Annotated in this window: 21 protein-coding genes; 4 read left to right on the forward strand and 17 right to left on the reverse strand. The window is 69.6% G+C overall.

What is annotated here, in order from left to right:
- Position 1: 1 nt before the first annotated feature.
- The 4 genes from dapE to MTO99_RS07720 all read right to left on the reverse strand — a co-directional run bounded on the left by dapE (position 2) and on the right by MTO99_RS07720 (position 3,778).
- Positions 2-1,105: a succinyl-diaminopimelate desuccinylase gene (gene dapE, locus MTO99_RS07705; protein ID WP_243558220.1), complete on the reverse strand. Its 1,104-nt coding sequence runs from the start codon at positions 1,103-1,105 to the stop codon at positions 2-4.
- A 9-nt stretch (positions 1,106-1,114) separates the two neighbouring features.
- Entirely contained in the window at positions 1,115-1,426 is a 312-nt protein-coding gene (locus MTO99_RS07710; protein ID WP_243558221.1) for a ribonuclease HepT family protein, read from the reverse strand.
- A 122-nt stretch (positions 1,427-1,548) separates the two neighbouring features.
- Positions 1,549-2,025, reverse strand: a complete 477-nt coding sequence (locus tag MTO99_RS07715) for a helix-turn-helix domain-containing protein (protein WP_243558222.1) — start codon at positions 2,023-2,025, stop codon at positions 1,549-1,551.
- 1,198 nt (positions 2,026-3,223) lie between these two features.
- Positions 3,224-3,778 (reverse strand): colicin E5-related ribonuclease, encoded by a 555-nt coding sequence (locus MTO99_RS07720; protein ID WP_243558223.1) that lies wholly within the window; start codon positions 3,776-3,778, stop codon positions 3,224-3,226.
- 179 nt (positions 3,779-3,957) lie between these two features.
- On the opposite strand from MTO99_RS07720, the gene dapD reads away from it, so the two are divergent.
- Both dapD and MTO99_RS07730 read left to right on the forward strand, forming a co-directional pair.
- On the forward strand, positions 3,958-4,944 hold the full coding sequence (gene dapD / locus MTO99_RS07725) for a 2,3,4,5-tetrahydropyridine-2,6-dicarboxylate N-succinyltransferase (RefSeq protein ID WP_243558224.1): 987 nt from the start codon (positions 3,958-3,960) through the stop codon (positions 4,942-4,944).
- A gap of 76 nt (positions 4,945-5,020) precedes the next feature.
- Positions 5,021-7,615, forward strand: coding sequence for a penicillin acylase family protein (locus MTO99_RS07730; RefSeq protein ID WP_243558225.1), 2,595 nt, complete (start codon positions 5,021-5,023; stop codon positions 7,613-7,615).
- Between the two features lie 72 nt (positions 7,616-7,687).
- Here the strand turns inward: MTO99_RS07730 and MTO99_RS07735 are convergent, their stop codons facing one another.
- The 5 genes from MTO99_RS07735 to MTO99_RS07755 all read right to left on the reverse strand — a co-directional run bounded on the left by MTO99_RS07735 (position 7,688) and on the right by MTO99_RS07755 (position 11,510).
- Positions 7,688-8,944, reverse strand: coding sequence for a citrate synthase (locus MTO99_RS07735; protein WP_435520824.1), 1,257 nt, complete (start codon positions 8,942-8,944; stop codon positions 7,688-7,690).
- Between the two features lie 206 nt (positions 8,945-9,150).
- Positions 9,151-10,266 (reverse strand): succinyldiaminopimelate transaminase, encoded by a 1,116-nt coding sequence (gene dapC / locus MTO99_RS07740; RefSeq protein ID WP_290428403.1) that lies wholly within the window; start codon positions 10,264-10,266, stop codon positions 9,151-9,153.
- 2 nt (positions 10,267-10,268) lie between these two features.
- Positions 10,269-10,589, reverse strand: coding sequence for a ferredoxin (fdxA, locus tag MTO99_RS07745; RefSeq protein WP_243558227.1), 321 nt, complete (start codon positions 10,587-10,589; stop codon positions 10,269-10,271).
- A 37-nt stretch (positions 10,590-10,626) separates the two neighbouring features.
- Positions 10,627-11,049, reverse strand: coding sequence for a hypothetical protein (locus MTO99_RS07750; protein ID WP_243558228.1), 423 nt, complete (start codon positions 11,047-11,049; stop codon positions 10,627-10,629).
- Positions 11,046-11,510, reverse strand: coding sequence for a hypothetical protein (locus tag MTO99_RS07755; RefSeq protein WP_243558229.1), 465 nt, complete (start codon positions 11,508-11,510; stop codon positions 11,046-11,048). The genes MTO99_RS07750 and MTO99_RS07755 overlap by 4 nt, the downstream gene beginning before the upstream one ends.
- A 139-nt stretch (positions 11,511-11,649) precedes the next feature.
- On the opposite strand from MTO99_RS07755, the gene MTO99_RS07760 reads away from it, so the two are divergent.
- Positions 11,650-12,480, forward strand: coding sequence for an enoyl-CoA hydratase/isomerase family protein (locus MTO99_RS07760; protein WP_243558230.1), 831 nt, complete (start codon positions 11,650-11,652; stop codon positions 12,478-12,480).
- A gap of 34 nt (positions 12,481-12,514) precedes the next feature.
- On the opposite strand, the gene MTO99_RS07765 is transcribed toward MTO99_RS07760, so the two are convergent.
- From MTO99_RS07765 to MTO99_RS07790, 6 genes are all read right to left on the reverse strand, one after another.
- On the reverse strand, positions 12,515-13,333 hold the full coding sequence (locus MTO99_RS07765) for a M23 family metallopeptidase (protein ID WP_243558231.1): 819 nt from the start codon (positions 13,331-13,333) through the stop codon (positions 12,515-12,517).
- A 217-nt stretch (positions 13,334-13,550) separates the two neighbouring features.
- The gene (typA, locus tag MTO99_RS07770) at positions 13,551-15,455 is read right to left on the reverse strand and encodes a translational GTPase TypA (protein ID WP_243558232.1); all 1,905 of its coding nucleotides are present in this window, start codon (positions 15,453-15,455) and stop codon (positions 13,551-13,553) included.
- 200 nt (positions 15,456-15,655) lie between these two features.
- Positions 15,656-17,413, reverse strand: coding sequence for a dipeptide ABC transporter ATP-binding protein (locus MTO99_RS07775; RefSeq protein ID WP_243558233.1), 1,758 nt, complete (start codon positions 17,411-17,413; stop codon positions 15,656-15,658).
- Positions 17,410-18,366, reverse strand: a complete 957-nt coding sequence (locus tag MTO99_RS07780) for an ABC transporter permease (protein ID WP_243558234.1) — start codon at positions 18,364-18,366, stop codon at positions 17,410-17,412. The genes MTO99_RS07775 and MTO99_RS07780 overlap by 4 nt, the downstream gene beginning before the upstream one ends.
- Entirely contained in the window at positions 18,356-19,285 is a 930-nt protein-coding gene (locus tag MTO99_RS07785) for an ABC transporter permease (RefSeq protein ID WP_243558235.1), read from the reverse strand. The genes MTO99_RS07780 and MTO99_RS07785 overlap by 11 nt, the downstream gene beginning before the upstream one ends.
- 185 nt (positions 19,286-19,470) lie before the next feature.
- The gene (locus MTO99_RS07790) at positions 19,471-21,090 is read right to left on the reverse strand and encodes a peptide ABC transporter substrate-binding protein (protein WP_243558236.1); all 1,620 of its coding nucleotides are present in this window, start codon (positions 21,088-21,090) and stop codon (positions 19,471-19,473) included.
- A 206-nt stretch (positions 21,091-21,296) separates the two neighbouring features.
- Between MTO99_RS07790 and MTO99_RS07795 the strand changes: the two genes are divergently transcribed.
- Entirely contained in the window at positions 21,297-22,058 is a 762-nt protein-coding gene (locus MTO99_RS07795; RefSeq protein ID WP_243558237.1) for a CPBP family intramembrane glutamic endopeptidase, read from the forward strand.
- Here MTO99_RS07795 and MTO99_RS07800 read toward each other — a convergent pair.
- Positions 22,007-22,453, reverse strand: coding sequence for a hypothetical protein (locus MTO99_RS07800; protein ID WP_243558238.1), 447 nt, complete (start codon positions 22,451-22,453; stop codon positions 22,007-22,009). The genes MTO99_RS07795 and MTO99_RS07800 overlap by 52 nt on opposite strands.
- An 84-nt stretch (positions 22,454-22,537) precedes the next feature.
- A complete protein-coding gene (gene gcvP, locus MTO99_RS07805) occupies positions 22,538-25,600 on the reverse strand; it encodes an aminomethyl-transferring glycine dehydrogenase (protein WP_256461038.1) in 3,063 nt (1,020 codons plus the stop codon).

Raw genomic sequence — 25,600 nt, forward strand, 5'->3', positions numbered from 1 at the left:
GTCAGGCTGCGCCGGTCAGCCAGGCGCGCAGCGCCCGCTCGCCGTCGACGATCTGGTGCACCGCGACGCGTTCGTCGTCGGCGTGCGCCTTCAGCGGGTCGCCGGGGCCGAAGTTCACGGCCGGCACCCCGAGGGCGCTGAAGCGCGCGACATCCGTCCAGCCGTATTTCGGGCGCGGCTCCGCGCCTACCGCGCGCACGAACTCCTGCGCCAGCGGGTCGTCGAGGCCGGGCCGAGCACCGTCGGCGCTGTCGACGACGGTCACCTCGTACCCGTCGAAGAACGAGGTGACGAACTCGGCGGCCTCGGCGGCCGACTTCGACGGCGCGAACCGGTAGTTGACCTCGAGCACCGCTTCGTCGGGGATGACGTTGCCGGCGATGCCGCCCCGCACGATCACCGCGTTCAGGCCCTCACGGTACGCGAGGCCGTCGACCTCGACCGTTTCGGCCTCGTACGCGGCAAGCTTCGCGAGCGCGGGCGAGAGCTTGTGGATGGCGTTCTCGCCCACCCAGCTGCGCGCCGAGTGCGCCCGCAGGCCGGTGGCGCGCACCTCGGCGCGCAGGGTGCCGTTGCAACCGCCCTCGACCTGCCCGTTCGAGGGTTCGCCGAGGATGGCGAAGTCGCCCTCGAACAGGTCGGGTCGGTTCGCGGCGAGTCGGCCGAGCCCGTTCAGCGCCGCCGACACCTCTTCGTGGTCGTACCACATCCAGGTCAGATCGACGATGGGTTCGGCGAGCTCGAGCGCGAGCTTCAGCTGCACCGCGACGCCGGCCTTCATGTCGACGGTGCCACGCCCCCACAGGTATTCGGTGCCGTCAGGGTCGGTCTCGAAGCGGGTCGGCACGTTGCCGTTGATGGGCACCGTGTCGATATGCCCGGCGATCACCACCCGACGGGCGCGCCCGAGATTCGTGCGCGCCACGATCGCGTCACCGTCGCGGACGACCTCGAGATGGGATGCCCCGGCGAGCGCCTGCTCGATCAGGTCGGCCAGCACCCGCTCCTCGCCCGACTCGCTCGGAATGTCGCAAATCGCCCGCGTGATCGCGACCGGATCGGCGGTGAGGTCGAGGGACGCAGGGGCGGGGGTTTCGGCGGGCACCCGACGAGTCTATTCGGAGGGCGCTCCATCGTCGTCGGCCGCAGACGGCGTCGCGATCGCGCGTTGCAGTCGGGTGACCACAACGGGCAGTTCACGGGTCGACGTCGTCCAGAAGCTCTCGTCGTTCATCCTCGCGTCGCCACCGTGGGCGACGATGTTCCGCATCGTTCGAAGGGCGGCGATCTCGTCCTCGGTCAGCGTCGCTCGCAGGTCGCCGGAATCGGCACGCTCGAGCAGCCCGTACAACCGCACCACTACCATCGACGCGGCATCGTACGAGGGGGAACCGTCGAAGAACGCTTCGCGCGCCGTGCCGAGCACCCGTTCGGTCAGGCGTCGGGCGATGCGAGCCAACTCATCGACGAGGTTCTGCCGATCGAACGCACCCCGTACTGCGCCACCGGCGCGCGGTCGCGGCGTGAAACCCGGCGCCGGATCCTGCGTCACAGCGGAACCGCCGTTGCCAGGAGCGTCGAACCCAACGAAGTCTTCGCCGCGCTCTCCTCGGCGATCACGTCGACGGGGAACCCGGTCAATCGTTCGACCGCGGCGGCGAACGCACCCGCTGACATGAGGCCGGCTCCCGCCCCGCCGTTGACGAACAGGTCGATGTCGCTGTCGAAGTGGTCGTCACCCCGCACCATCGATCCGAAGACCCGCACGTCGGTCAGCCCACGCGACGTGGCGGCCGCGCGAACGTCTTCGCGGTGCAACACCAGAGCGACCGAGGGGCGATAATCAGCGGCCTCGAGCACACGTTCGAGCATTGCGGTCGACGGAATGCGAGACCCACGCTCCATCGCGGCGAGGTTCGGCTGACTGATGCCCACCCGCTCGGCCAGCGCGGCCTGCGTCAGCCCCGCATCGGCGCGCGCGGCCGCGATGAGCACCGAGGCCTCAGCCGGATCGAATCGCGCCATGGATCGATCATATCCGCGATGAAATAAACCGCGCCGCTACGAAGAGTTGCAGCGGGGTGCCCGGTCGTGCAACGCGGGATCGATCTTCTTCGGCGCATCATTGAACCGAAGAGTGGACTGGTGCAGCGATTGGTGACAGTCACGGTTAGGCCGCGAGGGCCTGGTTCTGGTTCATGATGGCCTCGAACTCGATCGGGGTCAAACGGCCGAGGCGGTCAGAGTCTTACGCGCGGCATGATCAACCTCGATTCACGCACAACGTCCTGGACATCACACCCAACCATCCCGTGCGCAATCTCGACGGGGGGGGGGGGTCACAATCCTTGCCAGCACAAAACCCCGGCAACGGACGATTCAGAGCGACCGCGAGCGGCGCGATCACGGGCAATGAAGCTTCGAACAGTTGCCCTTGAACGACGACCCTGTTGTCGAGTTGCCGGTAGGCAAGATCAGCGGCCGCCGGTGATTCGGCAGAGAGCAGTGACGAGATCGCAGCTGGCACAGAATCCGACGACCCGAGCAATGAGCGAACTCCGTTCCATGCGACTGAATCGATCAACGTTTGCTCAATCACGGAGCACCTCCCCAAGGGCCAAGCGGATCCCAAAGCGTTCCCTCAGGGAACTGCTCCGGGCTGAATTTTCCCTGGCATCGGACACAGATCGGAACCTCCGCGCCAGTTCGCGGCCGAATCGCTTCGGTGAACATCACCTCGCTTGGATCGATGTCAAGTTGACGAACGACATGGTCTTCAGCGCAACCATTCGGAGTGCTGCTGCAGCCGCTGACGACTCTGCCGGATCTGGGGTCGTAGCCACCAGTCACGTCGCACCACCGATCAGCAGGCTCATCAACCTGCCTGGACACCACGATTAGCTATCAAGGCCGTCGAATGTGACCTCGATCAGATCGGGCATGGGACTCCAACACTGTGCAACGTTCCGTGCAGCAGCCGCGCTCCGACGTACTCGCGACTCCCAATCGCCTGAAATGTCACTGAAATCTGCTATGTGATTGCCGGACGGGACAACTCTTGTCTCTTCGAGATCTAGACCGTCCATCCCTAGCACAACGAGACTCTCTGACTCTGCTAAGTGAATCAGCCCTAGCAGCGATTCGCCGTCCGTCACAATGACGTCCAGGTCCGGCAGAATGTGAACTCCACATGCATCTGCAAGTGCGCCGAAGTATGCGCGGGTCACCATGGCGATTTCCAGTTGGGATCATTGAGGTTTGAAACCTGGACGATATCGCCAGTCTCGTCGTTCCTGACGACATAACCACCTCGCGAGTTGAGGTAGGCAGTCGCGGGGGCGTCGTTGCGTTCGACACCATTCGACAACCACCGGGTGTCGCGTGTCGCTACTGTTCGACTCGGGTTTTCGATCAGATCCTCAACCATATCTCTCGTCCAACCTCGCCCGCTCATCTGCCGCTCGATCTTCGGTCCGATCTGGGTTTCCAGACGAGCACTAGTCTTTGCGGCGAGGGCGGCTTCGTCGGAGACCTTGGCGCCTTTGCTGAATAGTGCGGTGATTTTGCCGAGTTTTCCGAGGTTGAAGATCGGCGGAAGGGGCGCCATAGCCATGCCGACATCGACGTATGTTTCGATCGCCTCCTCGCGTTGGGATTCGCTTAGCGCGCAGCCCGACGCCAGTGCCCGCGTCGACATACCGCATCGGTCGATCCGTTGCTTGACCTCCATCGATTCGGTGATCGCTGCGATCTGCTCTGCGCTGATGATCGGGAACACGATCTTGTCGGTCTTCGCGACGGTTCCTGTACCGCCCGTCTTGTCGACGCACGCTTTGGTTGCGCAGTGCGACGCGTACAGGCCGGACGGATCCCAACAGGGGACATCGCCCCGCAACGCTTTCGGAGTCGCTGTCGCGCGGGCGTCACACGCCCCGCCCGCCTCGCTAGCCTTGATGCATGCCTGAGAACGACGCCACCCCGCCCGCCCGCCTCGCCTCCGGCGCCGGGGTCGCGACCATCGCACTGGCCGACGGCACGGTACTCGATACGTGGTTCCCCTCCCCCGGTCTCGGTGCGCTCGCTGCGCAGCCCGCGGTGACTTTGGCCGAGTTCTCGGGCGACGACGCGGTCTTCGGCGAGCCGGTCGAGCATGTCGACGAGCGCCGCGCCGTCCGCACCGAGATCGTCTCGCTCGAGATCGACCTCGACGCGCCGCCCGCCGGCACGTCCGATGCCTACCTGCGGCTGCACGTGCTCTCGCACCTGCTCGCCGCGCCGAACACGGTGAACCTCGACGGCATCTTCGCCCACCTGCCGAACGTGCTGTGGACGAACGCCGGCCCGATGCGGCCCGACGACTTCGCGAGCCGGCGCATCGCGCTGCAGCGCGCGGGCATCCAGATCACGGGCCTCGACAAGTTCCCGCGCCTCACCGACTACGTCGTGCCCGCCGAGCGGGTGCGCATCGCGGATGCCTCGCGCGTCCGTCTCGGCGCGCACCTGGCGCCCGGCACCACAGTCATGCACGAGGGATTCGTCAACTTCAACGCCGGCACCCTCGGTGCGTCGATGGTCGAGGGGCGCATCTCGCAGGGCGTGGTGGTCGGCGACGGTTCCGACATCGGCGGCGGGGCATCCGTCATGGGCACCCTGTCGGGCGGCGGCACCGAACGCGTGGTCATCGGCGAGCGTGCGCTGCTCGGCGCGAACTCGGGCATCGGCATCTCGATCGGCGACGACTCGGTCGTCGAGGCCGGGCTCTACGTCACGGCCGGCACGAAGGTGTCGGTGCTCGACGCCGGCGGCACGACACGCACGGTGAAGGCGGTCGAACTGTCGGGCGTGCCGAACCTGCTGTTCCGCCGCAACTCGCAATCGGGCCGGGTCGAGGTGCTGTCCCGCGAGGGCGGTTCCGTGGCGCTCAACGCCGCGTTGCACGCCTGACGGCGACCGCTCTAGTACCCTGAGAGCCCCGAGGGGCGCACCCGAGCGGCCCTCCCCGTGATCACGAAGGAGTGTCGTGGGCACCGACGCGCCTCGAACGCACCGACGACGTCTCGTTCCGTTCCTCGTCGGCCTCCTCGTCGCGGTGCTGGTGCTGGTGGTGGTCGCCGCCGGTGCGGGCTGGTGGACGGTCTCGCGATCGTTCCCCACGACGAGCGGCCGCATCGACGCCGCCGGCCTCATCGCGCCGGTCACCGTGGTGCGAGACGACGCCGGCATCCCCCACCTCACCGCCGATACCGATCACGACCTGTTCTTCGCGCAGGGCTACGTGCACGCACAGGACCGGTTCTGGGAGATGGACTTCCGCCGGCACGTCACGGCCGGCCGGCTCGCCGAACTGTTCGGCGAGTCGCAGGTGGGCACCGACGCGTTCATCCGCACGCTGAACTGGCGCGGCGTCGCCGAGGTCGAGTACGAGCAACTCGACGAGCCGACCCGGGCGATCTACGACGCGTACGCCGAGGGCGTGAACGCCTACCTCGCCGAGCACTCGGGAGCCGACCTCTCGCTCGAGTACGCGGTGCTGGCGCTGCAGAACCCCGGCTACGCGCCCGAACCGTGGAGCCCGGTCGACTCGATCGCCTGGCTGAAGGCGATGGCCTGGGACCTGCGGTCGAACCTCGAGGACGAGATCGACCGGGCGCTGCTGGCCACGGCCCTGCCGGCCGAGGAGGTGCAGCGCCTGCACCCCGGGTACTCCTGGGGTGAGATGCCCACGATCGTGGGCGGCGCACCCGCCGCGGCCCCGGCCACGGTCGGCGAGGTCGAGCCGGTCGCCACGGGCGGTACGGAAGGGGCGGATGTTTCGGATGCCTCCGGCTCCGCCGACGATGCGGATGCCGCCGGCGCCGCCGACGCGCTCGCCGCACTGCAGGCAACGCTCCACGGCCTGCCCGAGCTGCTCGGGCCCGCCGGCCACGGCATCGGCTCGAACTCCTGGGTCGTGTCGGGGGCACTGACCGACACGGGCCAGCCGCTGCTCGCCAACGACCCGCACCTCGGGCCCGCGATGCCGTCGATCTGGACCCAGATGGGCCTGTCGTGCTCGACCGTCGGCGACGCCTGCGGGTACCGGGTCTCGGGGTACACGTTCTCGGGGCTGCCGGGCGTGATCATCGGCCACAACGAGCAGGTCGCCTGGGGGTTCACCAACCTCGGCCCCGACGTCGCCGACCTCTACGTCGAGCGCATCGCCGACGACACCTACGAACTCGACGGTGCGCAGGTGCCGCTCGAGCTCCGGGAGGAGACGATCGACGTCGCGGGCGGCGACTCCGTGACGATCACCGTGCGGTCGACCGGGCGCGGCCCCATCGTCACCGACCTCACCGAGAGCTTCACGCGAACGGCCGACGGCTACCCCGAAGCATCCGGCCTGCCCGACGGCGACTACGGGCTCTCGCTGCAGTGGACCGCGCTCACCCCCGGCACCACTGCGTCGGCGATCTTCGCGCTCAACCGCGCGCAGAACTGGGGTCAGTTCCAGGCCGCGGCAGCGCTCTTCGACGTCCCGAGCCAGAACCTCGTCTACGCCGACGTCGAGGGCAACATCGGGTACCAGGCGCCCGGCAACGTGCCGATCCGCGCGGCCGGCGACGGCACGCTGCCGCTGCCCGGCTGGACGAGCGAGAACGGCTGGGTCGGCCAGGTGCCGTTCGCCCAGCTGCCGAGCGTGTTCAACCCCGAACGCGGCTACATCGTGACGGCGAACAACGCGGTGAGCGCCGACGGACCGTTCCTCACCGCCGACTGGGACCTCGGCTACCGCGCGCGCAGCATCGAACAGCGCCTGCGCGCCCACATCGACGCCGGCGAGCCGATCACGGCCGACATGATGGCCGACATCCAACTCGAGACCGGCGATGCGAACGCCGCGACGTTCCTCGAGCTGCTGCCGACGCTCGAACTCGACGGCGACGCGGCGAGCGGCGCGAAGCTGCTCGCCTCCTGGGATGCGCACGCCGACGCCGACAGCGCCGGCGCCGCCTACTTCGCGATCTTCTGGAAGACCCTGCTCGAGCGCATGTTCCACGACCTGCCCGACGGCACCCGGCCGGTCGGCGGCGACCGCTGGTTCACGGTGGTCGACACCCTGCTGCAGGAACCCGACTCGCCGTGGTGGACCGACCCCGAGACCGGCGTCACCGGCCGCGACGCCGTGATCGCCGCCTCGCTCGCCGCCGCGTGGCAGGAGGCGGGCGACCGGCTCGGCAGCGACCCGAGTCGCTGGCGCTGGGGGCGCCTGCACACCCTGACCTTGCGCAACCAGAGCTTCGGCGAGTCGGGCATCGGCCCGATCGAATGGCTGTTCAACCGCGGTCCGTACGAGCTCGGCGGCGGGTCGGCGATCCCGAACGCGATCGCGTGGGACGCATCGGTCGGCTACGAGGTCAACTGGGTTCCGTCGATGCGCATGATCGTGGATGTCTCGGACTGGGACGCGTCACGGTGGATCAACCTCACCGGCTCCTCGGGGCACGCGTTCTCGACCCACTACGACGACCAGACCAAGCTCTGGCAGGCCGGCCGGACGCGACCGTGGGCCTTCACGGCCGACGCGGTGACCGCCGCACGCGCCGACACGCTCGTGCTGCTGCCGGCCGGCTGACCCGAGTCCACTCTCGTCGGCGGGACGGACGAGGCCCCGATCCTCCTGGATCGGGGCCTCGTCGCGTCGAGCTCAGCGCGGGTAGTGCCGCTCGGCCTCGCCCGTGTACAGCTGCTGCGGGCGGCCGATCTTCGTCTGCGGGTCGAGGTTCATCTCGCGCCAGTGCGCGATCCAGCCGGGCAGACGGCCGATCGCGAACAGCACGGTGAACATGCGGGTCGGGAAGCCCATCGCCTTGTAGATGACGCCGGTGTAGAAGTCGACGTTCGGGTAGAGCCGGCGCTCTTTGAAGTACTCGTCTTCGAGGGCGAACTGCTCGAGCTCCTTCGCGATGTCGAGCAGCGGGTCGTTCACGCCGAGCGCCTCGAGCACCGCGTCGGCCGACTGCTTGACGATCTTCGCGCGCGGGTCGTAGTTCTTGTAGACCCGGTGACCGAAGCCCATCAGCTTCACGCCGTCTTCTTTTCGCTTCACGCGCTCGACGAACCGGCCGACGCCCTCGCCCGAGTCGCGGATCTTCGCGAGCATCTGCAGCACGGCCTCGTTGGCCCCGCCGTGCAGCGGGCCCGAGAGCGCCTGGATGCCGGCCGAGATCGAGGAGTACAGGTTGGCGCCGGTCGAGCCGACGAGCCGCACGGTCGACGTCGACGCGTTCTGCTCGTGGTCTTCGTGCAGGATGAGCAGCCGGTCGAGCGCCTTCGCGAGGGTCGGGTCGACGACGTACGGCTCCGCCATGTTGCCGAAGTTCAGCCGCAGGAAGTTCGACACGAAGTCGAGCGAGTTGTCGGGGTACAGGAACGCCTGCCCGATGCTCTTCTTGTGCGCGTAGGCGGCGATGACGGGCAGCTTCGCGAGCAGCCGGATGGTCGTGAGCTCGACGTCGTCCGGGTCCTGCGGGTCGGACGAGTCCTCGTAGTACGTCGAGAGCGCCGCGACCGCGCTGGAGAGCACCGCCATCGGGTGGGCGGTGTGCGGCAGCGCCGAGAAGAAGCGCTTCAGGTCTTCGTGCAGCAGCGTGTGCCGGCGGATCTTCTCGTCGAACTCGCCGAGCTGGTCGGCGGTGGGCAGTTCGCCGTAGATGAGCAGCCACGCGACCTCGAGGAACGTCGAGTGCTCGGCGAGCTCTTCGATGGGGTACCCGCGGTACCGCAGGATGCCCTGACCGCCGTCGATGTACGTGATCGCCGACCGCGTCGATGCGGTGTTGACGAAGCCGTAGTCGAGGCCTGTGAAGCCGGTCTGGCGGGTCAGGGTCGACAGGTCGAGGCTCGAAGCGCCGTCGACTGCGGGCAGGATCGGGAACTCGGCCGACCCGCCGGGGTACGACAGGCTCGCGGTCGCAGCACCCTGCGATCGGTCTCGTGGGTTCACGACGTCGCTCACGGCGCCTCCTGTGATCGTCACTGCACGGTACCTCTCCGGCCAGGCGCGATCGCGCCGCAGTCCGAATACAGCCTAGACGGGTCGGCGGCCTACTGTGGCATCCGTCAATGGATCCCGCCTCCGGTTGGCGATCACCCCAGTCGAACCGGTGGTCACCCCTGCGGCGCGGACCTGAGCCGCTCGGCGGCGGCCGCGATCCGCTCGTCGGGCGCGGTGAGCGAGAGCCGCACGTGCTCGGGGAAGTGCACCCCGTAGAAGTGGCCCGGGCCCGCGACGATGCCGAGATCGGCCAGCCGGCCGATCGACTCCCAGGCGTCGCGCCCCTCGGTCGCCCAGAGGTACAGGCCCGCCTCGCTGCGGTCGATGCGGTACCCCGCCGATTCGAGCGCCGGCTTCAACAGGTCGCGCCGGGCGCGGTAGCGCCGCTTCTGGTCGGCGACGTGCGCGTCGTCGCCGAGCGCGGCGACCATCGCGTGCTGCAGCGGCGCCGGCAGCATCAGCCCGGCGTGCTTGCGCACGTTCGTGAGCCTGGCGATGAGCGCTGCGTCGCCTGCGACGAACGCAGCACGGTACCCCGCCATGTTCGACTGCTTCGAGAGCGAGTAGATGGCCAGCGTGTCACGCGGGTCGCCGTCCGTCACCCGAGGATCGAGCAGGCTCGGCACCGGAGCATCCGACCACTCCCCCTCCCAGCCGAGCTCGGCGTAGCACTCGTCGCCGACGATCACGGCGCCGAGTTCGCGCGCGCGAGCGCGCGCCGCCCGCAGTTCGTCGATGCCGAGCACGCGGCCGTCGGGGTTGCCCGGGCTGTTCAGCCAGACCAGCCGCGTCGCCGCCGGCCACTCGGCCGGGTCGTCGGAGGCGAGCGCGGTCGCCCCGCACAGCACGGCGCCCATCTCGTACGTGGGGTACGCGGCGCGCGGATGCACCACCACATCGCCTGCGCCCACGCCGATCATGAAGGGCAGCAGGGCGACCAGCTCTTTCGAGCCGATGGTCGGCAGCACGGATGCCGCGTCGAGCCCGGTGACGCCGCGCCGGCGTTCGAACCAGTCGACGATCGCCGCGCGCAGCGCGGGCGTGCCCACGGTCGTGGGGTAGGCGTGCGCATCCGTGGCCTCGGCGAGCGCCGCGCGCACCACCTCGGGCGTCGGGTCGACCGGCGAGCCGATCGACAGGTCGACCACGCCGTCGGGGTGCGCCTCGGCACGCGCCCGGTACGGACCCATCAGGTCCCAGGGGTAGTCGGGGAGCGCCCCGAGCCCCACCGTCAGTGCCCCTGCGGAGGCAGCGCCGCGACGATGGGGTGGTCGTACGACAGCACGCCGACCTTCGCAGCCCCGCCCGGCGACCCGATCTCGTCGAAGAACTCGACGTTCGCCTTGTAGTAGTCGGCCCACTCCTCGGGCAGGTCGTCTTCGTAGTAGATCGCCTCGACGGGGCACACCGGCTCGCACGCGCCGCAGTCGACGCACTCGTCGGGGTGGATGTACAGCGAGCGTTCGCCCTCGTAGATGCAGTCGACCGGACACTCGTCGACGCAGGCGCGGTCTTTGACATCGACGCAGGGGAGAGCGATGACGTAGGTCACAGTGGGCGCGTTCCCTTCAGGTGGCTGGACGGCCAGTCTACGCGTCGGCGCCGCCCGTGACGGCGTGCTGCGCACCTGCGCCGACGCCGCGGTCGCGTCGGGGCGGCAGACTCGGCCAGGCCACCACCAGCACGCCCACGACCGCCGGCGTCACCGCCCAGACGGTGCCGCGGATGTCGCCGGCGATGAGGATCGTGCCCCCGACGCCCGGCAGGGTGAGCAGGGCGACCACCGCGATGACGCCCGCTGCGGCCGCTGCCGACGACCAGCGGTCGATGACCAGGCGCATGCCGACGAGGAGGGCGGCGACGCCCACGATCGCCACCGCGAGCCCCCACGGGACGACCGCGTCGCCGATGCGCAGTTCGTGCCGGTGCCCGATCGTCGCGACCGCGCCGTACACGATGCCGATGACCGCGCCCACCACGACGGTGACGACGCGATTGCCCGCCGCGCTCATTCGGCGCGCGCCACGGTGTACGCCACGCCGTCGGTGTCTCCGCCGACCCAGACCGTCCAGGTGCCGTTCGTGCGAAGTGCCATGCCCTGCAGGTCGACGCCGTCGAGATTCGGGTCGGCGGTGAACCCGGCTGCCTCGAGCTCTGCGATGGCCTCGGCCAGCGGGTCGGCGGCTGTGGACTTGATCGTGACGAGCCAGCCCTCTTCGCCCTCGCTCGGGGCGCCTGCGGCGAACACGATCTCGCCGTCGATGAGCGGGATCTCGGATTCGGGGAACCCCTCGGGCAGTTCGCCCAGCGCCACGTCACCGCCGGTCGCACCTTCGACGGCGCCCTCGACCGCGTCTTCGACGCCCTGCTGCATCATGCGCTCGAACGGGTTGACGCACCCGGTGAGCCCGACGGCGAGCACCGCGGCGACCGCGGTCGCGGCGAACGCCCGATGGATGCGCGCGATGGACATGGTCGGCCTCCTCGAGCGGAACGATGGGATGAGCCGGAGTCTACCCGCCGTGATCGCAGGCGGCCACGCCGTGCTCGGCCATGCCGTACCGTGGAGCGCAGCGGAGGTGCGGCGATCGCCGCGGAGAGGATCGATGCTGATGCCCGAGCAGCCCGGAGCCCCGGTCGAGACCCGGCCCGAGCCCCAGCCCGACGCGGTGCGCATCGAACGCGACGGCGCGATCGCCACGATCGTCATCGACCGGCCCGCATCCCTGAACGCCCTCTCCCCCGAGGTGCTCGACGCCCTCGCGGCAGCCGTCGCCGAACTCGCCGAAGCCGGCCCGTCGCTGCGCGGGGTGCTGCTGGTCGGCGCGGGCGGCCGGGCGTTCGTCGCCGGAGCCGACATCCGCGCGATGCGCGAGTTCACGCCCGACGAGGGCGCTGCGGTCGCCGCCAAGGGCCACGCGGTCGCGGCGGCGCTCGAGGCGCTGCCGGTGCCGGTGATCGCGTGCGTCGACGGGTTCGCGCTCGGCGGCGGGCTCGAGCTCGCCCTCGCCTGCGACCTCATCTACGCGACGGATGCCTCGAGCTTCGGCCAGCCCGAGGTCGCCTTGGGGCTCATCCCGGGATTCGGCGGCACCGTGCGCCTGCCGCGCGCGGTCGGCGCCGCCCGCGCGAAGGAGCTCATCTACACGGGTCGGCGCATCGGCATCGACGAGGCGGTCGACGCGGGGCTGGTCGTGCGCCGCTTCGCCGACCGCGAGGCCCTGCTCGCCGGCGCCCGCGAGACGATCGAGCTCGCCGCGAAGCAGGCGTGGACGGCGGTCGGCATCGCCAAGCGCGTCCTCGTCGAAGCGGCCGGCACGCCGACCGCGACCGCGGTCGACCTCGAGATCGCCGGGTTCCGCGACGCGTTCTCGACGGCCGACCACGACGAGGGCATCGCCGCCTTCCTCGAGAAGCGCGCTCCCGAGTTCCCGGGGCGCTGAGCGCGGGCGCGCCGGGGCCGCAGCCCCGAGCCGATCAGCCCAGTCGCGACTTCAGCCAGGCCATGCCGTCGAAGCGCACCCCGTCGGCGCCGAACATCTCCAGGTGCAGGTGCGGGCCGGTCGACTGACCGGTCGTGCCGACGAGGCCGAGCTGCTGGCCGGCGCTGACCTGCTGGCCCACCGCGACCGCGATCGAGCCGTACTGCATGTGCGCGTACGAGCTGGTGATGAGCTGGCCGTCGATGTTGTGCTGCACCTCGACGTTGACGCCGAGGCCGCCGCCGTTCTCGGTCGCGAGCACGACGACGCCGTCGGCGATCGACATCACCGGCGTGCCGTTGCCCGGCGTGAAGTCGATGCCGTCGTGGTTCGTGGAGCAGCCGGCGCAGGGGGCCTCGCGCGGCCCGAAGCCCGAGCTCGTCCGGCTCGGGTCGACCACCGGCCACACGACGGCCGTGCTCTTGACGAGCGACACGGCGCCGAGGCCGGCGACCTGCGAGGTGATGGGCGGCGGGGCGAGCTCGACGACGTAGGACTCGTCGGGCACCGTCTCGATCGCGGCGTGCGAGTCCACGGTCTGCGCCGCGGCGAGGATCGTGTCCTCGACGACGGGTTCGTAGACGCTGGCGACCGGGTGGTCTGCGGGGGCGGTCGCGGTCAGCGCGAGGGCCGGAATGCTCGTGGCGGCGAACAGGCCCGCCGCGAACGTCATGCCGACGGCGGCGAGCAGCGAGCGGCGGTTGCCCGCGCGACGGGCGCCGCCGGCCGAACGGGTCAGGCGGGTCAGGCGGGTGCGCAGGCGGGCGTGCAGGGGCGAAGCGGCCGCGCGGCGGCCGTGCGAGGGCAGAGTCATACGGGGGCGTTCGGGTTTCGTATCGGGGGCGAATCAGTCACGAGTACACGGCTGAGAAAACTTCAGCTACCGTACGAGTCGTTTCTGAGAGGCCCCTGCCCGGAACATCCATGAATCGTCAAAGCCCTGGTCGCGCTCTCATCCGCGCAACGCCCGCGAACGACGGATGCCCCGGAGCACGCGGCTCCGAGGCATCCGTTCGTTCGACGACGCCGGCTCAGCCCTGCTTCTTCAAGCGCGACGCGGCCCGCGCGCGCTCGGTCTGGTCGAGGATCACCTTGCGGATGCGCACCTTCTCGGGCGTGACCTCGACGCACTCGTCCTCGCGGGCGAACTCCAGGCACTCCTCGAGCGTGAGCTGACGCGACGGCGTCATCGACTCGAACGTGTCGGCCGTCGACGACCGCATGTTCGTCAGCTTCTTCTCCTTCGTGATGTTCACGTCCATGTCGTCGGTGCGCGAGTTCTCACCGATCACCATGCCCTCGTAGACCTCCTCGGTGGGGTTCACGAAGAACGTCATGCGCTCCTGCAGGGCGATGATCGCGAACGGCGTCACGACCCCGGCGCGGTCGGCGACGATCGAGCCGTTGCTGCGCGTCGTGATCACGCCCGCCCACTCGTCGTAGCCGTGCGAGATCGCGTTCGCGATGCCCGTGCCGCGCGTGATCGTGAGGAACTCGGTGCGGAACCCGATGAGCCCGCGGCTCGGCACGATGAACTCCATCCGAACCCAGCCGGTGCCGTGGTTCGCCATGTTGTCCATCCGGCCCTTGCGGGCGGCCAGCAGCTGGGTGATCGCACCGAGGTACTCCTCGGGCGCGTCGATCGTGAGGTGCTCGTACGGCTCGTGCACCTTGCCGTTCACCTGCTTGGTGACCACCTGCGGCTTGCCGACGGTGAGCTCGAAACCCTCGCGGCGCATCTGCTCGACGAGGATGGCGAGCGCCAGCTCGCCGCGGCCCTGCACCTCCCACGCGTCGGGCCGGCCGATCTCGACCACCTTCAGCGACACGTTGCCGACGAGCTCGCGGTCGAGGCGGTCCTTCACCATGCGCGCGGTGAGCTTGTGCCCCTTCACCTTGCCGACGATCGGCGACGTGTTGGTGCCGATGGTCATCGAGATCGCGGGGTCGTCGACGTGGATCGCGGGCAGCGGGCGCACGTCATCGGGGTCGGCGAGCGTCTCGCCGATCGTGATCTCCTCGATGCCGGCGACCGCGATGATGTCGCCGGGGCCGGCCTCCTCGGCCGGGAACCGGTCGAGTGCCTTCGTCTTCAACAGCTCGGTGATGCGCACGTTCGAGTGCGAGCCGTCGTGGCGCACCCACGCGACCGTCTGACCCTTGCGGATCCGGCCGTTGAAGACGCGCAGCAGCGCGAGACGGCCGAGGAACGGCGACGCGTCGAGGTTCGTGACCCACGCCTGCAGCGGCGCCTCGTCGTCGTACGTCGGGGCAGGCACGTGCTCGAGGATTGCGCCGAACAGCGGCTCGAGGTCGTCGCTGTCGGGCAGTTCGCCGTTCGCGGGCCGGTTCAGCGACGCACGACCGGCCTTGCCCGACGCGTAGACCACGGGAACGTCGAGGATCGCGTCGACGTCGAGGTCGGGCACGTCGTCGGCGAGGTCGCTCGCGAGGCCGAGCAGCAGGTCGTGGCTCTCCTCCTCGACCTCTTCGATGCGGGCGTCGGGGCGGTCGGTCTTGTTCACCAGCAGGATGACCGGCAGCTTCGCCTCGAGCGCCTTGCGCAGCACGAATCGGGTCTGCGGCAGCGGCCCCTCGCTCGCGTCGACCAGGAGCACCACGCCGTCGACCATCGACAGACCGCGCTCGACCTCGCCGCCGAAATCGGCGTGACCCGGGGTGTCGATCACGTTGATCGTCACCGAACCGCCGTTCGCGTGCGCACCGCGGTATTCGACCGCGGTGTTCTTCGCGAGGATCGTGATGCCCTTCTCGCGCTCGAGCTCGTTCGAGTCCATGGCGCGCTCGTCGACGTGCGCGTGCTCGGCGAACGAATGGGTCTGCTTGAGCATCGCGTCGACGAGCGTCGTCTTGCCGTGGTCGACGTGCGCGACGATCGCGACGTTGCGCAGGTCGGAGCGGGTGGCCTTCGCCATGTGTGGAGTCCTCGCCGTGGGGCATCCGCCGCCCGCTGCGCACGGTCGCGCGCCGGCAGCGCGGATGCGCTGATGGAAGTCGTGGGAGCGCCGTCGGCCGCGGAAACGGCGGGCGCGACGTCCAGCCTACCGCGCGGAACCCGAGTGGACGCCGAACGCCCGGTCGCACGAAGCGGCCGGGCGTTCGGGATGCTGGGCGCTTACGCGCCGAGCGTCAGGTTCGCGCCCGGGATCGCGGCGAGCAGGTCGCGCGTGTACTGCTCCTTCGGGTCGTCGAAGACCTCGTCGGTCGTCGCCGCCTCGACGATGCGCCCGCGCTGCATCACGCACACGTTGTCGGCGATGACGCGCACGACCGCGAGGTCGTGCGTGATGAAGAGGTACGTCAGCCCCAGCTCGGCCTGCAGATCGGCGAGCAGGCGCAGGATCTGCGCCTGCACGAGCACGTCGAGCGCCGAGACCGCCTCGTCGAGCACGATGATCTCGGGCTTCAGCGCGAGGGCCCGCGCGATCGCGATGCGCTGGCGCTGACCGCCCGACAGCTCGTTCGGGTACCGGCCGACGAGCGTGCGCGGCAGCGACACCTGGTCGAGCAGCTCGTACACGCGCTCGCGGCGCGACGCACGGTCGCCCACCTTGTGCGTGTACAGCGGTTCGCTGATGGTGTTGCCGATGTTGCGCAGCGGGTTCAGCGAACCGTACGGGTCCTGGAAGACCGGCTGCATGCGGCTGCGCAGCGAGAACAGCTCGCCGCCGCTCGTGGACGCCAGATCTCTGCCGCCCACGAGGATGCGACCCTTCGTCGCATCCTCGAGCTTCAGGATCATCTTCGCCACGGTCGACTTGCCCGACCCCGACTCGCCGACGAGCGCCGTCGTGGTGCCCTTCGCGATCTGGAAGGACACGTCGTCGACCGCGGTGAAGTCGCCCGACCCGCGGATCTTGAACACCTTGGTCAGGTTCTCGACCACGATCGCCGGCGGCTGCGCGGCCGCGGCCTCGAGCGCCTCGGCCCGTGCCTCGGCGGTCGCGATGAGGTCGATCTCGTCGCCCGCGACGGTCGAAGCATCCGCCTCGATCGCCTGTTCGGCCGCCTGGATGCTGCCCGACGCCTGGATGCGGCGCGAGGCGAGGCTGGGCGCGGCGGCGACGAGCCGCTGCGTGTACGGGTGCTGCGGGTTCTGCAGGATCTGCAGCGACGGCCCCGACTCGACGATCTTGCCCTTGTACATCACGACCAGCTGCTCGGCGCGCTCGGCCGCGAGACCGAGATCGTGCGTGATGAACAGCAGGGTGGTGCCGAGCTCGCGGGTGAGCGATTCGAGGTGGTCGAGGATGACCCGCTGCACCGTCACGTCGAGGGCCGAGGTCGGCTCGTCGGCGATGAGCAGCTGCGGGTCCGCCGCCAGGCCCATGCCGATCAGCACACGCTGGCGCATGCCGCCCGAGAACTGGTGCGGGAACTGCTTCAGCCGCCGGTCGGCGTCCTGCAGCCCGGCCTGCTTCAGCACCTCGATGGCGCGCGCCTTCACGGCCTTCTTGCCGGTGGCGATGCCGTTCGCGCGGATCGCCTCCTCGACCTGGAAGCCGATCGACCACACCGGGTTGAGGTTCGACATCGGGTCCTGGGGGACGAACCCGATCTTCCGACCGCGGATCTGCTCCATCTCGCGCTTGGAGACCTTCGTCAAGTCCTGCCCGTCGAGCAGGATCTGGCCGCCGGTGACGCGACCGCTGCCGGGCAGCAGGTTGATGATGGCGTGCGCCGTCGTGGACTTCCCCGACCCCGACTCGCCCACGATGGCGAGGCTCTGACCCCGGTAGAGGCTGAAGCTCACGCCGTCGACGGCGGTCACCATGCCCTCCTGGGTCTTGAAGCCGACCTCGAGGTTCTTGATCTGCAGGAGCGGCTGCTCCTCGCCGTGCTGCACGTTGGCTCCGTTCAGGATGTCGCTCATCGACGTGCCCTCGCCTTCGGGTCGAGCGCGTCGCGGACGACCTCGCCGAGCATGATGAACGCGAGCACCGTCACCGACAGGGCGATCGACGGCAGGATCAGCGTCTGCGGCGCGGTGCGCAGGCTGGTCTGCGCCGCCGAGATGTCATTGCCCCACGACATCGTCGACGGCGGCAGGCCGACGCCGAGGAACGACAGGGTCGCCTCGGCGACGATCGCGCCGGCGAGGCCGATCGTCGTGATGACGATCACGGGTGCGATCGAGTTGGGCAGCACGTGCCGGATGAGGATGCGCAGGCGCGAGACGCCCAGCGCGGTGGACGCCATCACGAAGTCGGCGTTCTTCACCCTCAGGATCTCGGCTCGGAGCACACGCGCGGTCGCCGGCCACGCGAAGATGCCGATCGCGAGCGAGATCACCCACACGTTCGCGTACTGCGAGAACACCGACATGATGACCACGGCCGCGAGGATGTAGGGGATCGAGAAGAAGATGTCGCCGAGACGCGAGAGCACCGAGTCGACCCAGCCGCCGTAGAAACCGGCCAGGGCGCCGAAGACGATGCCGAGCACCGCGATCAGGAACGTCACGATGAGCCCCACCGAGAGGGAGGTCGACGTGCCGTGGATGATGCGCGAGTAGATGTCGCAGCCCTGGCGCGTGAACCCGAGCGGGTGACCGGGCGCGGGCCCGCCGTTGCTGTTCGCGAGCTGGCAGTCGTTGTTCGGCGGCGTCTGGGTGAACAGCCCGGGGAACAGCGCGACGATCACGACGACGACGATGATCACGGCCGAGATCCAGAACATCGGCCGGCGGCGGATGTCCATCCAGGCGTCGCGCCAGAGGTTCGACGGCTTGCCGTCGGCCCGGACCGCGTCGATCGCCGCGACCGGAGTCTCGTCGACGGGCGCGACGAAGTGCTGCTGATCGGGTCGGGTGGTGTCACTTCGCATAGCGGATCCTCGGGTCGAGCACGGCGTACAGCAGATCCACCAGCAGGTTCACAACCAGGTAGATCAGCACCATGACGGTCACGAAGGAGACGACGGTCGGCCCCTCTCCTCGGATGATCGCCTGGTAGAGGGTGTTGCCGACACCGGGCACGTTGAAGATGCCCTCGGTGACGGTCGCGCCGACCATCAGCACGCCGAAGTCCACGGCGAGGTAGGTGACGACGGGAATGAGCGAGTTGCGCAGGATGTGCACCGGCACGATGCGGCTCCGCGAGAGGCCCTTCGACGCGGCGGTGCGCACGAAGTCCTGGCCGTCGGTGTCGATGACCGACGCGCGCGTGAGGCGCACGATCTGCGCGAAGCTGATCGTCGCGAGCACGATCGCCGGGAGTATCAGGTCTTGGAGCGGAGCCCCGGCTCCGACGGTCGCTCTGAACCACCCGAGTTGGATGCCGAACAGCCACTGGCAGACGAAGGCGATGACGAAGATCGGCAGCGAGATGAGGATCAGGCTCACCACGAGCGCGCTGGCGTCGAAGATGCCGCCCTTGCGCAGGCCCGAGACGAGGCCGACCGTGATGCCCGCGACCATCTCGAAGAACACCGCGATCACGGCGAGCTGGAGCGTCACCGGGAAGGTGCGGGCCAGGATCTCGGAGACCGGCTCACCCGAGAACGAGGTGCCGAAGTCGCCGCGGAAGATGCCGCCGAGGAAGAGGAAGTACTGGACGATGAAGGGCTGATCGAGGTGGTACTTCTCGCGCAGGGCTTCGATGACCTGCGGCGGCGGCGTCTTGTCGCCGAAAAGGGCGACGATCGGGTCGCCCGGCATGGCGAACACCATGAAATAGATGAGGAAAGTGGTGCCGAGGAGGACAGGGATTGCCTGCAGCAGTCGGCGCACGATGTAGCCGGTCATGGATCAGACCCGCCGTTCCGTGGAAGTTGGCATGCGAAGGAACCTCACGTAAGTGGGAGTGCTCCCCACGATGCTACGCCGGATCACGTGTGCACCGGGGGAAACGTGGGTGTGGGGCGGCGGCCGGATGGCCGCCGCCCCACGGGCGCCTCAGAGTCTAACCCCGAGGGCGGATGGAACGAGAATTACTCGCCCTTGGTGATCTCGTAGTAGAGCGGGACCGAGTTCCAGCCGAACTGGACGTTCTCGACCTGGGTGCTCCACGCGCCGTTCACGTTCGAGTACCAGAGCGGGATCGCGGGGAGGTCCTGGAAGAGGATCTCCTGCGCGGCCTGGAACTTCTCGTTCGCGGCGTCGAGGTCGGTCTCAGCGAGGCCCTGGGAGAGGAGCTGGTCGACCTCGGGGTTCGAGTAGTCACCGTCGTTCGAACCGGCGCCGGTGCCGTACAGCGGGCCGAGGAAGTTGAACAGCGCCGGGTAGTCGGCCTGCCAACCGCTGCGGAACGCGGTCTGGATGGTGCGGTTCGTGATGAGGGTGCGCGCCTCGGCGAAGGTCGGGTACGGAGCGCCCGACGAGTCGATGCCGAGGTTGTTCTTCAGCTGGTTGGTGACCGCGTCGACCCAGCTCGCGTGACCGCCGTCGGCGTTGTACGCGATCTGGAACGTGCCGTCCCACGGCGAGATGGCGTCGGCCTGAGCCCACAGCTCCTTCGCCTTCTCGGGGTCGAAGTCGAGCACCTCGCTGCCGGGGATGCTGTCCGAGAAGCCGTCGATGACCGGCGAGGTGAAGTCGCTGGCCGGGGTGCGGGTGCCGTTGAAGATGACCTCGGTGACCTCGTCACGGTCGATCGCCAGCGACAGCGCCTGGCGGCGCAGCTTGCCCTCTTCGCCGTCGAAGTGCGGAAGACGGCCCGGGATGGTGAAGGACTGGAAGATGGCCGCGGGCTGGTTGACCGCGCGGTCGCCGAACTCGTCCTCGTAGGTCTCCAGCGCCGAGTCGGGGATGGCGTCGAGCACGTCGAGGTTGTCGGCCTGCAGGTCCGCGTACGCGGCGTCCTGCGAGGCGTAGAAGATGATCGAGAGACCGTCGTTCTTCGGCGCGCGAGGCCCGTCGTAGTCGGGGTTCACGGCGAGGTCGATGCGCTCGTTGTGCTTCCACGCGCCTTCACCGTCGAGCATGTACGGACCGTTGCCGACGGGGTTGTTGCCGAACGCCTCGAGGTCGTCGAACGCCGACTCGGGCAGCGGGTAGAAGGCCGAGTAGCCGAGTCGCAGCGGGAAGTCCGACTCGGGCTGGTTCAGCTCGACCGTGAACGTGGTGTCGTCGACGACCACGAGGCCCGGAAGCTCGGGAACCGACTCGTCGTAGCTGAAGCCCTTGATCGACTCGAAGAAGTACTGCGAGAGCTGCGGGCCGTTCGCGGTGTCGGCGCCGTAGTTCCACGCGTCGACGAACGAGTGCGCGGTGACGGGCTCGCCGTTCGTGAACGTCAGGCCGTCGCGGATCTTGATCGTGTAGTTCTGCGCGTCCTCGGTCTCGATCGACTCGGCGACGTCGTTGTGCGGAGCACCCTCGGCGTCGTAGTAGACGAGGCCCGCGAAGATGGCGTCGAGGATCTTGCCGCCGCCGGTTTCGTTGGTGTTGGTCGGCACCAGCGGGTTCTGGGGCTCCGAGCCGTTCGTGGTGATGATCCCGCCACCGGCCGCGCCGGTGGACTCGGGCGCGCTGCTCGAGCAGCCGGCGAGCGTCAGCGCGCCCGCGGCAGCAAGAGCAATGGCTGCGACGCCGATTCTCTTGATCTTCAATGTTCCTCCTGTGAGATGTGCACAACGGATGGCGGCTCGTGGCCGTTCCGCGCGCGGATGGAATCAGACTAGGTATGCCCCGCGGCAGACGCCAAATACATCCGGAAACCGTTATCGACGCGCAACCTGCACCACATTCGGGGGGCACGAAGCGTGCACGGGACGCACGATCGTTGCGTTCAGGCGCCCCATGCGAGGATTCAGCCATGTCGAACGCTGCTCGGTTGCGCCTCGAGACGGCCATCGTCCTCGGGCTCTCGCTCGGGGCATCCGCCGTGTACTCGATCGTCGCGATCATCGCGCGCGTGACGGCCGAGACGCCGCTCGCCGACCAGTCCGCCGCGATCAACCAGTCGCGGTCGCCGCGCGAATGGCTCGACTTCACGTACCAGTTCCTCGACGTGTTCTTCGGGCTGTTCGTGGTCGCGCTCGCGCTGTATCTGCTGTGGCAGCCGGGCGTCTCGCCGTTCCGGCGCATCGGCTTCGACCTGACGCGCCCGTGGCGCGACCTCGGCGCCGGCGTCGCGCTGGTGGCGGTCATCGGCGTTCCCGGCCTCGCGCTCTACGCGGCGGGGCGGGCGCTCGGGTTCACGGTGGCGGTCGTGCCCGCACCGCTCGACGCGCACTGGTGGACCATCCCGATCCTCGTGCTCGCGGCGCTGAAGGCCGCGCTCACCGAAGAGGTGATCGTGGTCGGGTACCTCTTCACGCGGCTGCGCGAGCTCGGCCTCGGACCGTGGGCGACGATCGTGTCCAGCGCGCTGCTGCGCGGCACCTACCACCTCTACCAGGGGTTCGGTCCGTTCATCGGCAACGCCCTGATGGGCGTCGTGTTCGGGTGGGCCTACACCAGGTGGGGTCGCACGATGCCGCTCGTCATCGCGCACTGGATCATCGACATCGTGTCGTTCGTCGGCTACCCGCTCGCGCTGTCGTGGTGGCCGGGGCTGTTCGCCCCGACGGGCTGAGGAACGGACCGCGGCGGTTGCGGCATCCGTCGCTGGTTGGCGAGGTGGTCACCCGAGGCGAGCGCGACGACGGTCGCGGGCATCGGCGGCAGGGCCTCCTCGGATGCCTCGAATCGCGGGTCGAGGTCGGATCCGCGGGCGCGGGCGACGTCGAACCACGCGCGTCGGCTCGGGCTGCACACCGCACCGAACGCCTCGTCGCCGAACACCCCGCCGTAGGAGAAGTCGCTGAGCGCCTGCGCGCGGCGAAGCGCCGCCGCGGTACCCGGGTCCCGACGCTCGATCTGGCGCGCGCGCCGGTCGAGCGCGAGGCCGTCGGAGGCGAGCAGCGTCGAGCCCACGAACAGGCCCGCGAACGCCAGACCCGCCACGACGCTGATGAGATCACCGGACATGAGCACCCCCGATCCGAGTGATCCTCAGTGTACGCCGATGCGCCCCGCCCGTCCCCGTTGCGTGCGAACGTGCGGCGAGCGCGACTACGCGAACGCCTCCACCGGCGGGCAGGCGCAGACGAGGTTGCGGTCGCCGAACGCCTGGTCGATGCGGCGCACGGGTGCCCAGTACTTGTTCCGCACCAGCGAGCGCACCGGGTAGACCGCCTGCTCGCGGGTGTAAGGGTGCGTCCACTCCCCCACCACGACCGACTCGGCGGTGTGCGGGGCGTTGTGCAGCGGGTTGTCGTCGGCCGGCCACTCGCCGCGGCCCACCGCGTCGGCCTCCGCCTTGATCGCGATCATCGCCTCGACGAACCGGTCGAGTTCGGCCAGGTCCTCCGACTCGGTCGGCTCGACCATGAGCGTGCCCGCCACCGGGAACGACATCGTCGGCGCGTGGAACCCGTAGTCGACGAGACGCTTGGCCACGTCGTCGACGGTCACCCCGGTCGCCGCGGTCAGCGGCCGCAGATCGAGGATGCACTCGTGCGCGACGAGCCCGTTCTCGCCCGTGTACAGCACCGGGTAGTGCGCGCGCAGCCGCGCCGCGACGTAGTTCGCCGCGAGCACCGCCGCGGCCGTGGCATCCCGCAGCCCGTCGGCGCCCATCATGCGCACGTACGCCCACGAGATCGGCAGGATCGACGGCGACCCGTAGGGCGCCGCCGAGACCGGCCCGCCGTCGTGGGTGACGCCGCCCGCATGGTCGGCGCGCTGCGCCAGCGGGTGGCCGGGCAGGTACGGCGCGAGATGCGCCTTCGCCGCGACCGGGCCGACGCCCGGCCCGCCGCCGCCGTGCGGGATGCAGAACGTCTTGTGCAGGTTCAGGTGCGAGACATCCCCGCCGAAGTCGCCGAACCGGGCGAAGCCGAGCAGCGCGTTGAGGTTCGCACCGTCGACGTACACCTGGCCGCCCGCATCGTGCACGGCCTGCGTGACCTCGGCCACATCGTGTTCGTACACGCCGTGCGTCGACGGGTAGGTGATCATGAGCGCGGCGAGCTTGTCGGCGTGCTCGGCGACCTTCGCCCGAAGGTCGGCGAGGTCGACGTTGCCGAGCTCGTCGGTCGCGACCACCACGACCCGCATGCCGGCCAGCACCGCCGACGCGGCGTTCGTGCCGTGCGCGCTCGACGGAATGAGGCACACGTCGCGCTCGGCCTCGCCGTTCGCGCGGTGGTAGCCGCGGATCGCGAGCAGGCCCGCGAGCTCGCCCTGCGAGCCCGCGTTCGGCTGCAGCGACACCGTGTCGTACCCGGTGACCTCGGCGAGCCACGACTCGAGCTGCTCGATCATGCCGAGCGAGCCGACCACGTCGGCCTCGGGCGCGAACGGGTGCAGGTCGGCGAACGCGGGCCAGGTGACGGCCTGCATCTCGGTCGCCGCGTTCAGCTTCATGGTGCACGAGCCGAGCGGGATCATGCCTCGGTCGAGCGCGTAGTCGCGGTCGGCGAGGGTCTTCAGATACCGCATCATCTGCGTTTCGGAGTGGTGGCTGTTGAACACCGGGTGCTGCAGATACGACGAGGTGCGGCGGAGCCCCGCGGGCAGCGCGTTCGCGTCGAGGGCGACGGCAGCCCAGGCCCCTGAGCCGGTCGAAGGGTGCTCCTCGGGCCCGCCGAACGCGCGCACGACGGCGTGCAGGTCGTCGAGCGTCGTCGTCTCGTCGACCGAGACCTGCACGGTCGCGTCGTCGGCCGCCCACAGGTGCACGCCGAGGTCGCGCGCCCGCTCCACGACGTGCGACGCGAGGCCGGGCACCACCACGCGCAGCGTGTCGAAGTACGCGTCGTGCACGACGGACTGGCCGAGCTCGGTCAGCCAGCCGGCCAGCAGGGTCGCCTTCGCAGCGACCTCGGTCGCGATGAACCGGATGCCTCGCGGCCCGTGGTACACCGCGTACATCGACGCCATCACGGCGAGCAGGACCTGCGCGGTGCAGATGTTCGACGTCGCCTTCTCACGGCGGATGTGCTGTTCGCGGGCCTGCAGGCTGAGCCGGTACGCGGGGGCGCCCGAGGCATCCACCGAGACCCCGACCAACCGGCCCGGAAGCTGACGCTCCAGCCCCTTGCGCACCGCCATGTACCCGGCGTGCGGCCCGCCGAAGCCCATCGGCACCCCGAACCGCTGCGAGGTCCCGACCGCGACGTCGGCACCGAGCTCGCCGGGCGACGTGATGAGCGCGAGCGCGAGCAGGTCGGCGGCGACGACGGCCAGCGCGCCCTGCGCCTTCGAGGCGGCGATGAGCGCGGACGGGTCCCACACGCGACCGGACGCCCCGGGGTACTGCACGAACACGCCGAAGTGCTCGCCGAGAACGCTCCCCGAGCCCGTCGACGGGAGCCCACCCGCTTCGACAAGCTCAGCGGGCTCGAGGACGCTCCCTGAGCCCGTCGAAGGGAGCCCACCCGCTTCGACAAGCTCAGCGGGCTCGACAAGCTCAGCGGGCTCGACAAGCTCAGCGGGCTCGACAGGCTCAGCGCGCCGTGCCGCGATCTCCGCGAGCGGCGCCTCGACGAGCTCGATGCCGACCGCCTCGGCGCGCGAGCGCAGCAGCGCGAGGGTCTGCGGCAGCGCGTCGGCGTCGACGATGAACCGGTTCGACGCCGACTTCGAGGCACGGCGGGCCAGCAGCATGCCTTCGACGACGGCGGTGCCCTCGTCGAGCATCGACGCGTTGGCGATGTCGAGGCCGGTGAGGTCTTCGACCATGGTCTGGAAGTTGATCAGCGCCTCGAGCCGGCCCTGCGAGATCTCGGGCTGGTACGGCGTGTACGCGGTGTACCAGCTGGGGTTCTCGAGCACGTTCCGCTGGATGACCGCGGGGGTCACGGTGCCGTAGTAGCCGAGCCCGATCATCGAGGTGCGCACGGTGTTCTGCGCGGCGAGGTCGCGCAGTTCGGCGAGCGCCTCGCGCTCGGTCGCGGCGGCGGGGATGGCGCTGGAGAGCACTTCGCCCATGCGGATCGAGGTCGGCACGGCGGCGGCCATGAGCGCGTCGACCGTGTCGTGGCCGACGACCTCGAGCATGCGCGCGTGGTCGTCGGGGGTGGTGCCGAGGTGGCGGCGCCCGAAGGCGTCCTGCGCGAAGGTGGTGCCCAT

The organism is Agromyces larvae (genome assembly GCF_022811705.1).
GTDB lineage: Bacteria > Actinomycetota > Actinomycetes > Actinomycetales > Microbacteriaceae > Agromyces > Agromyces larvae.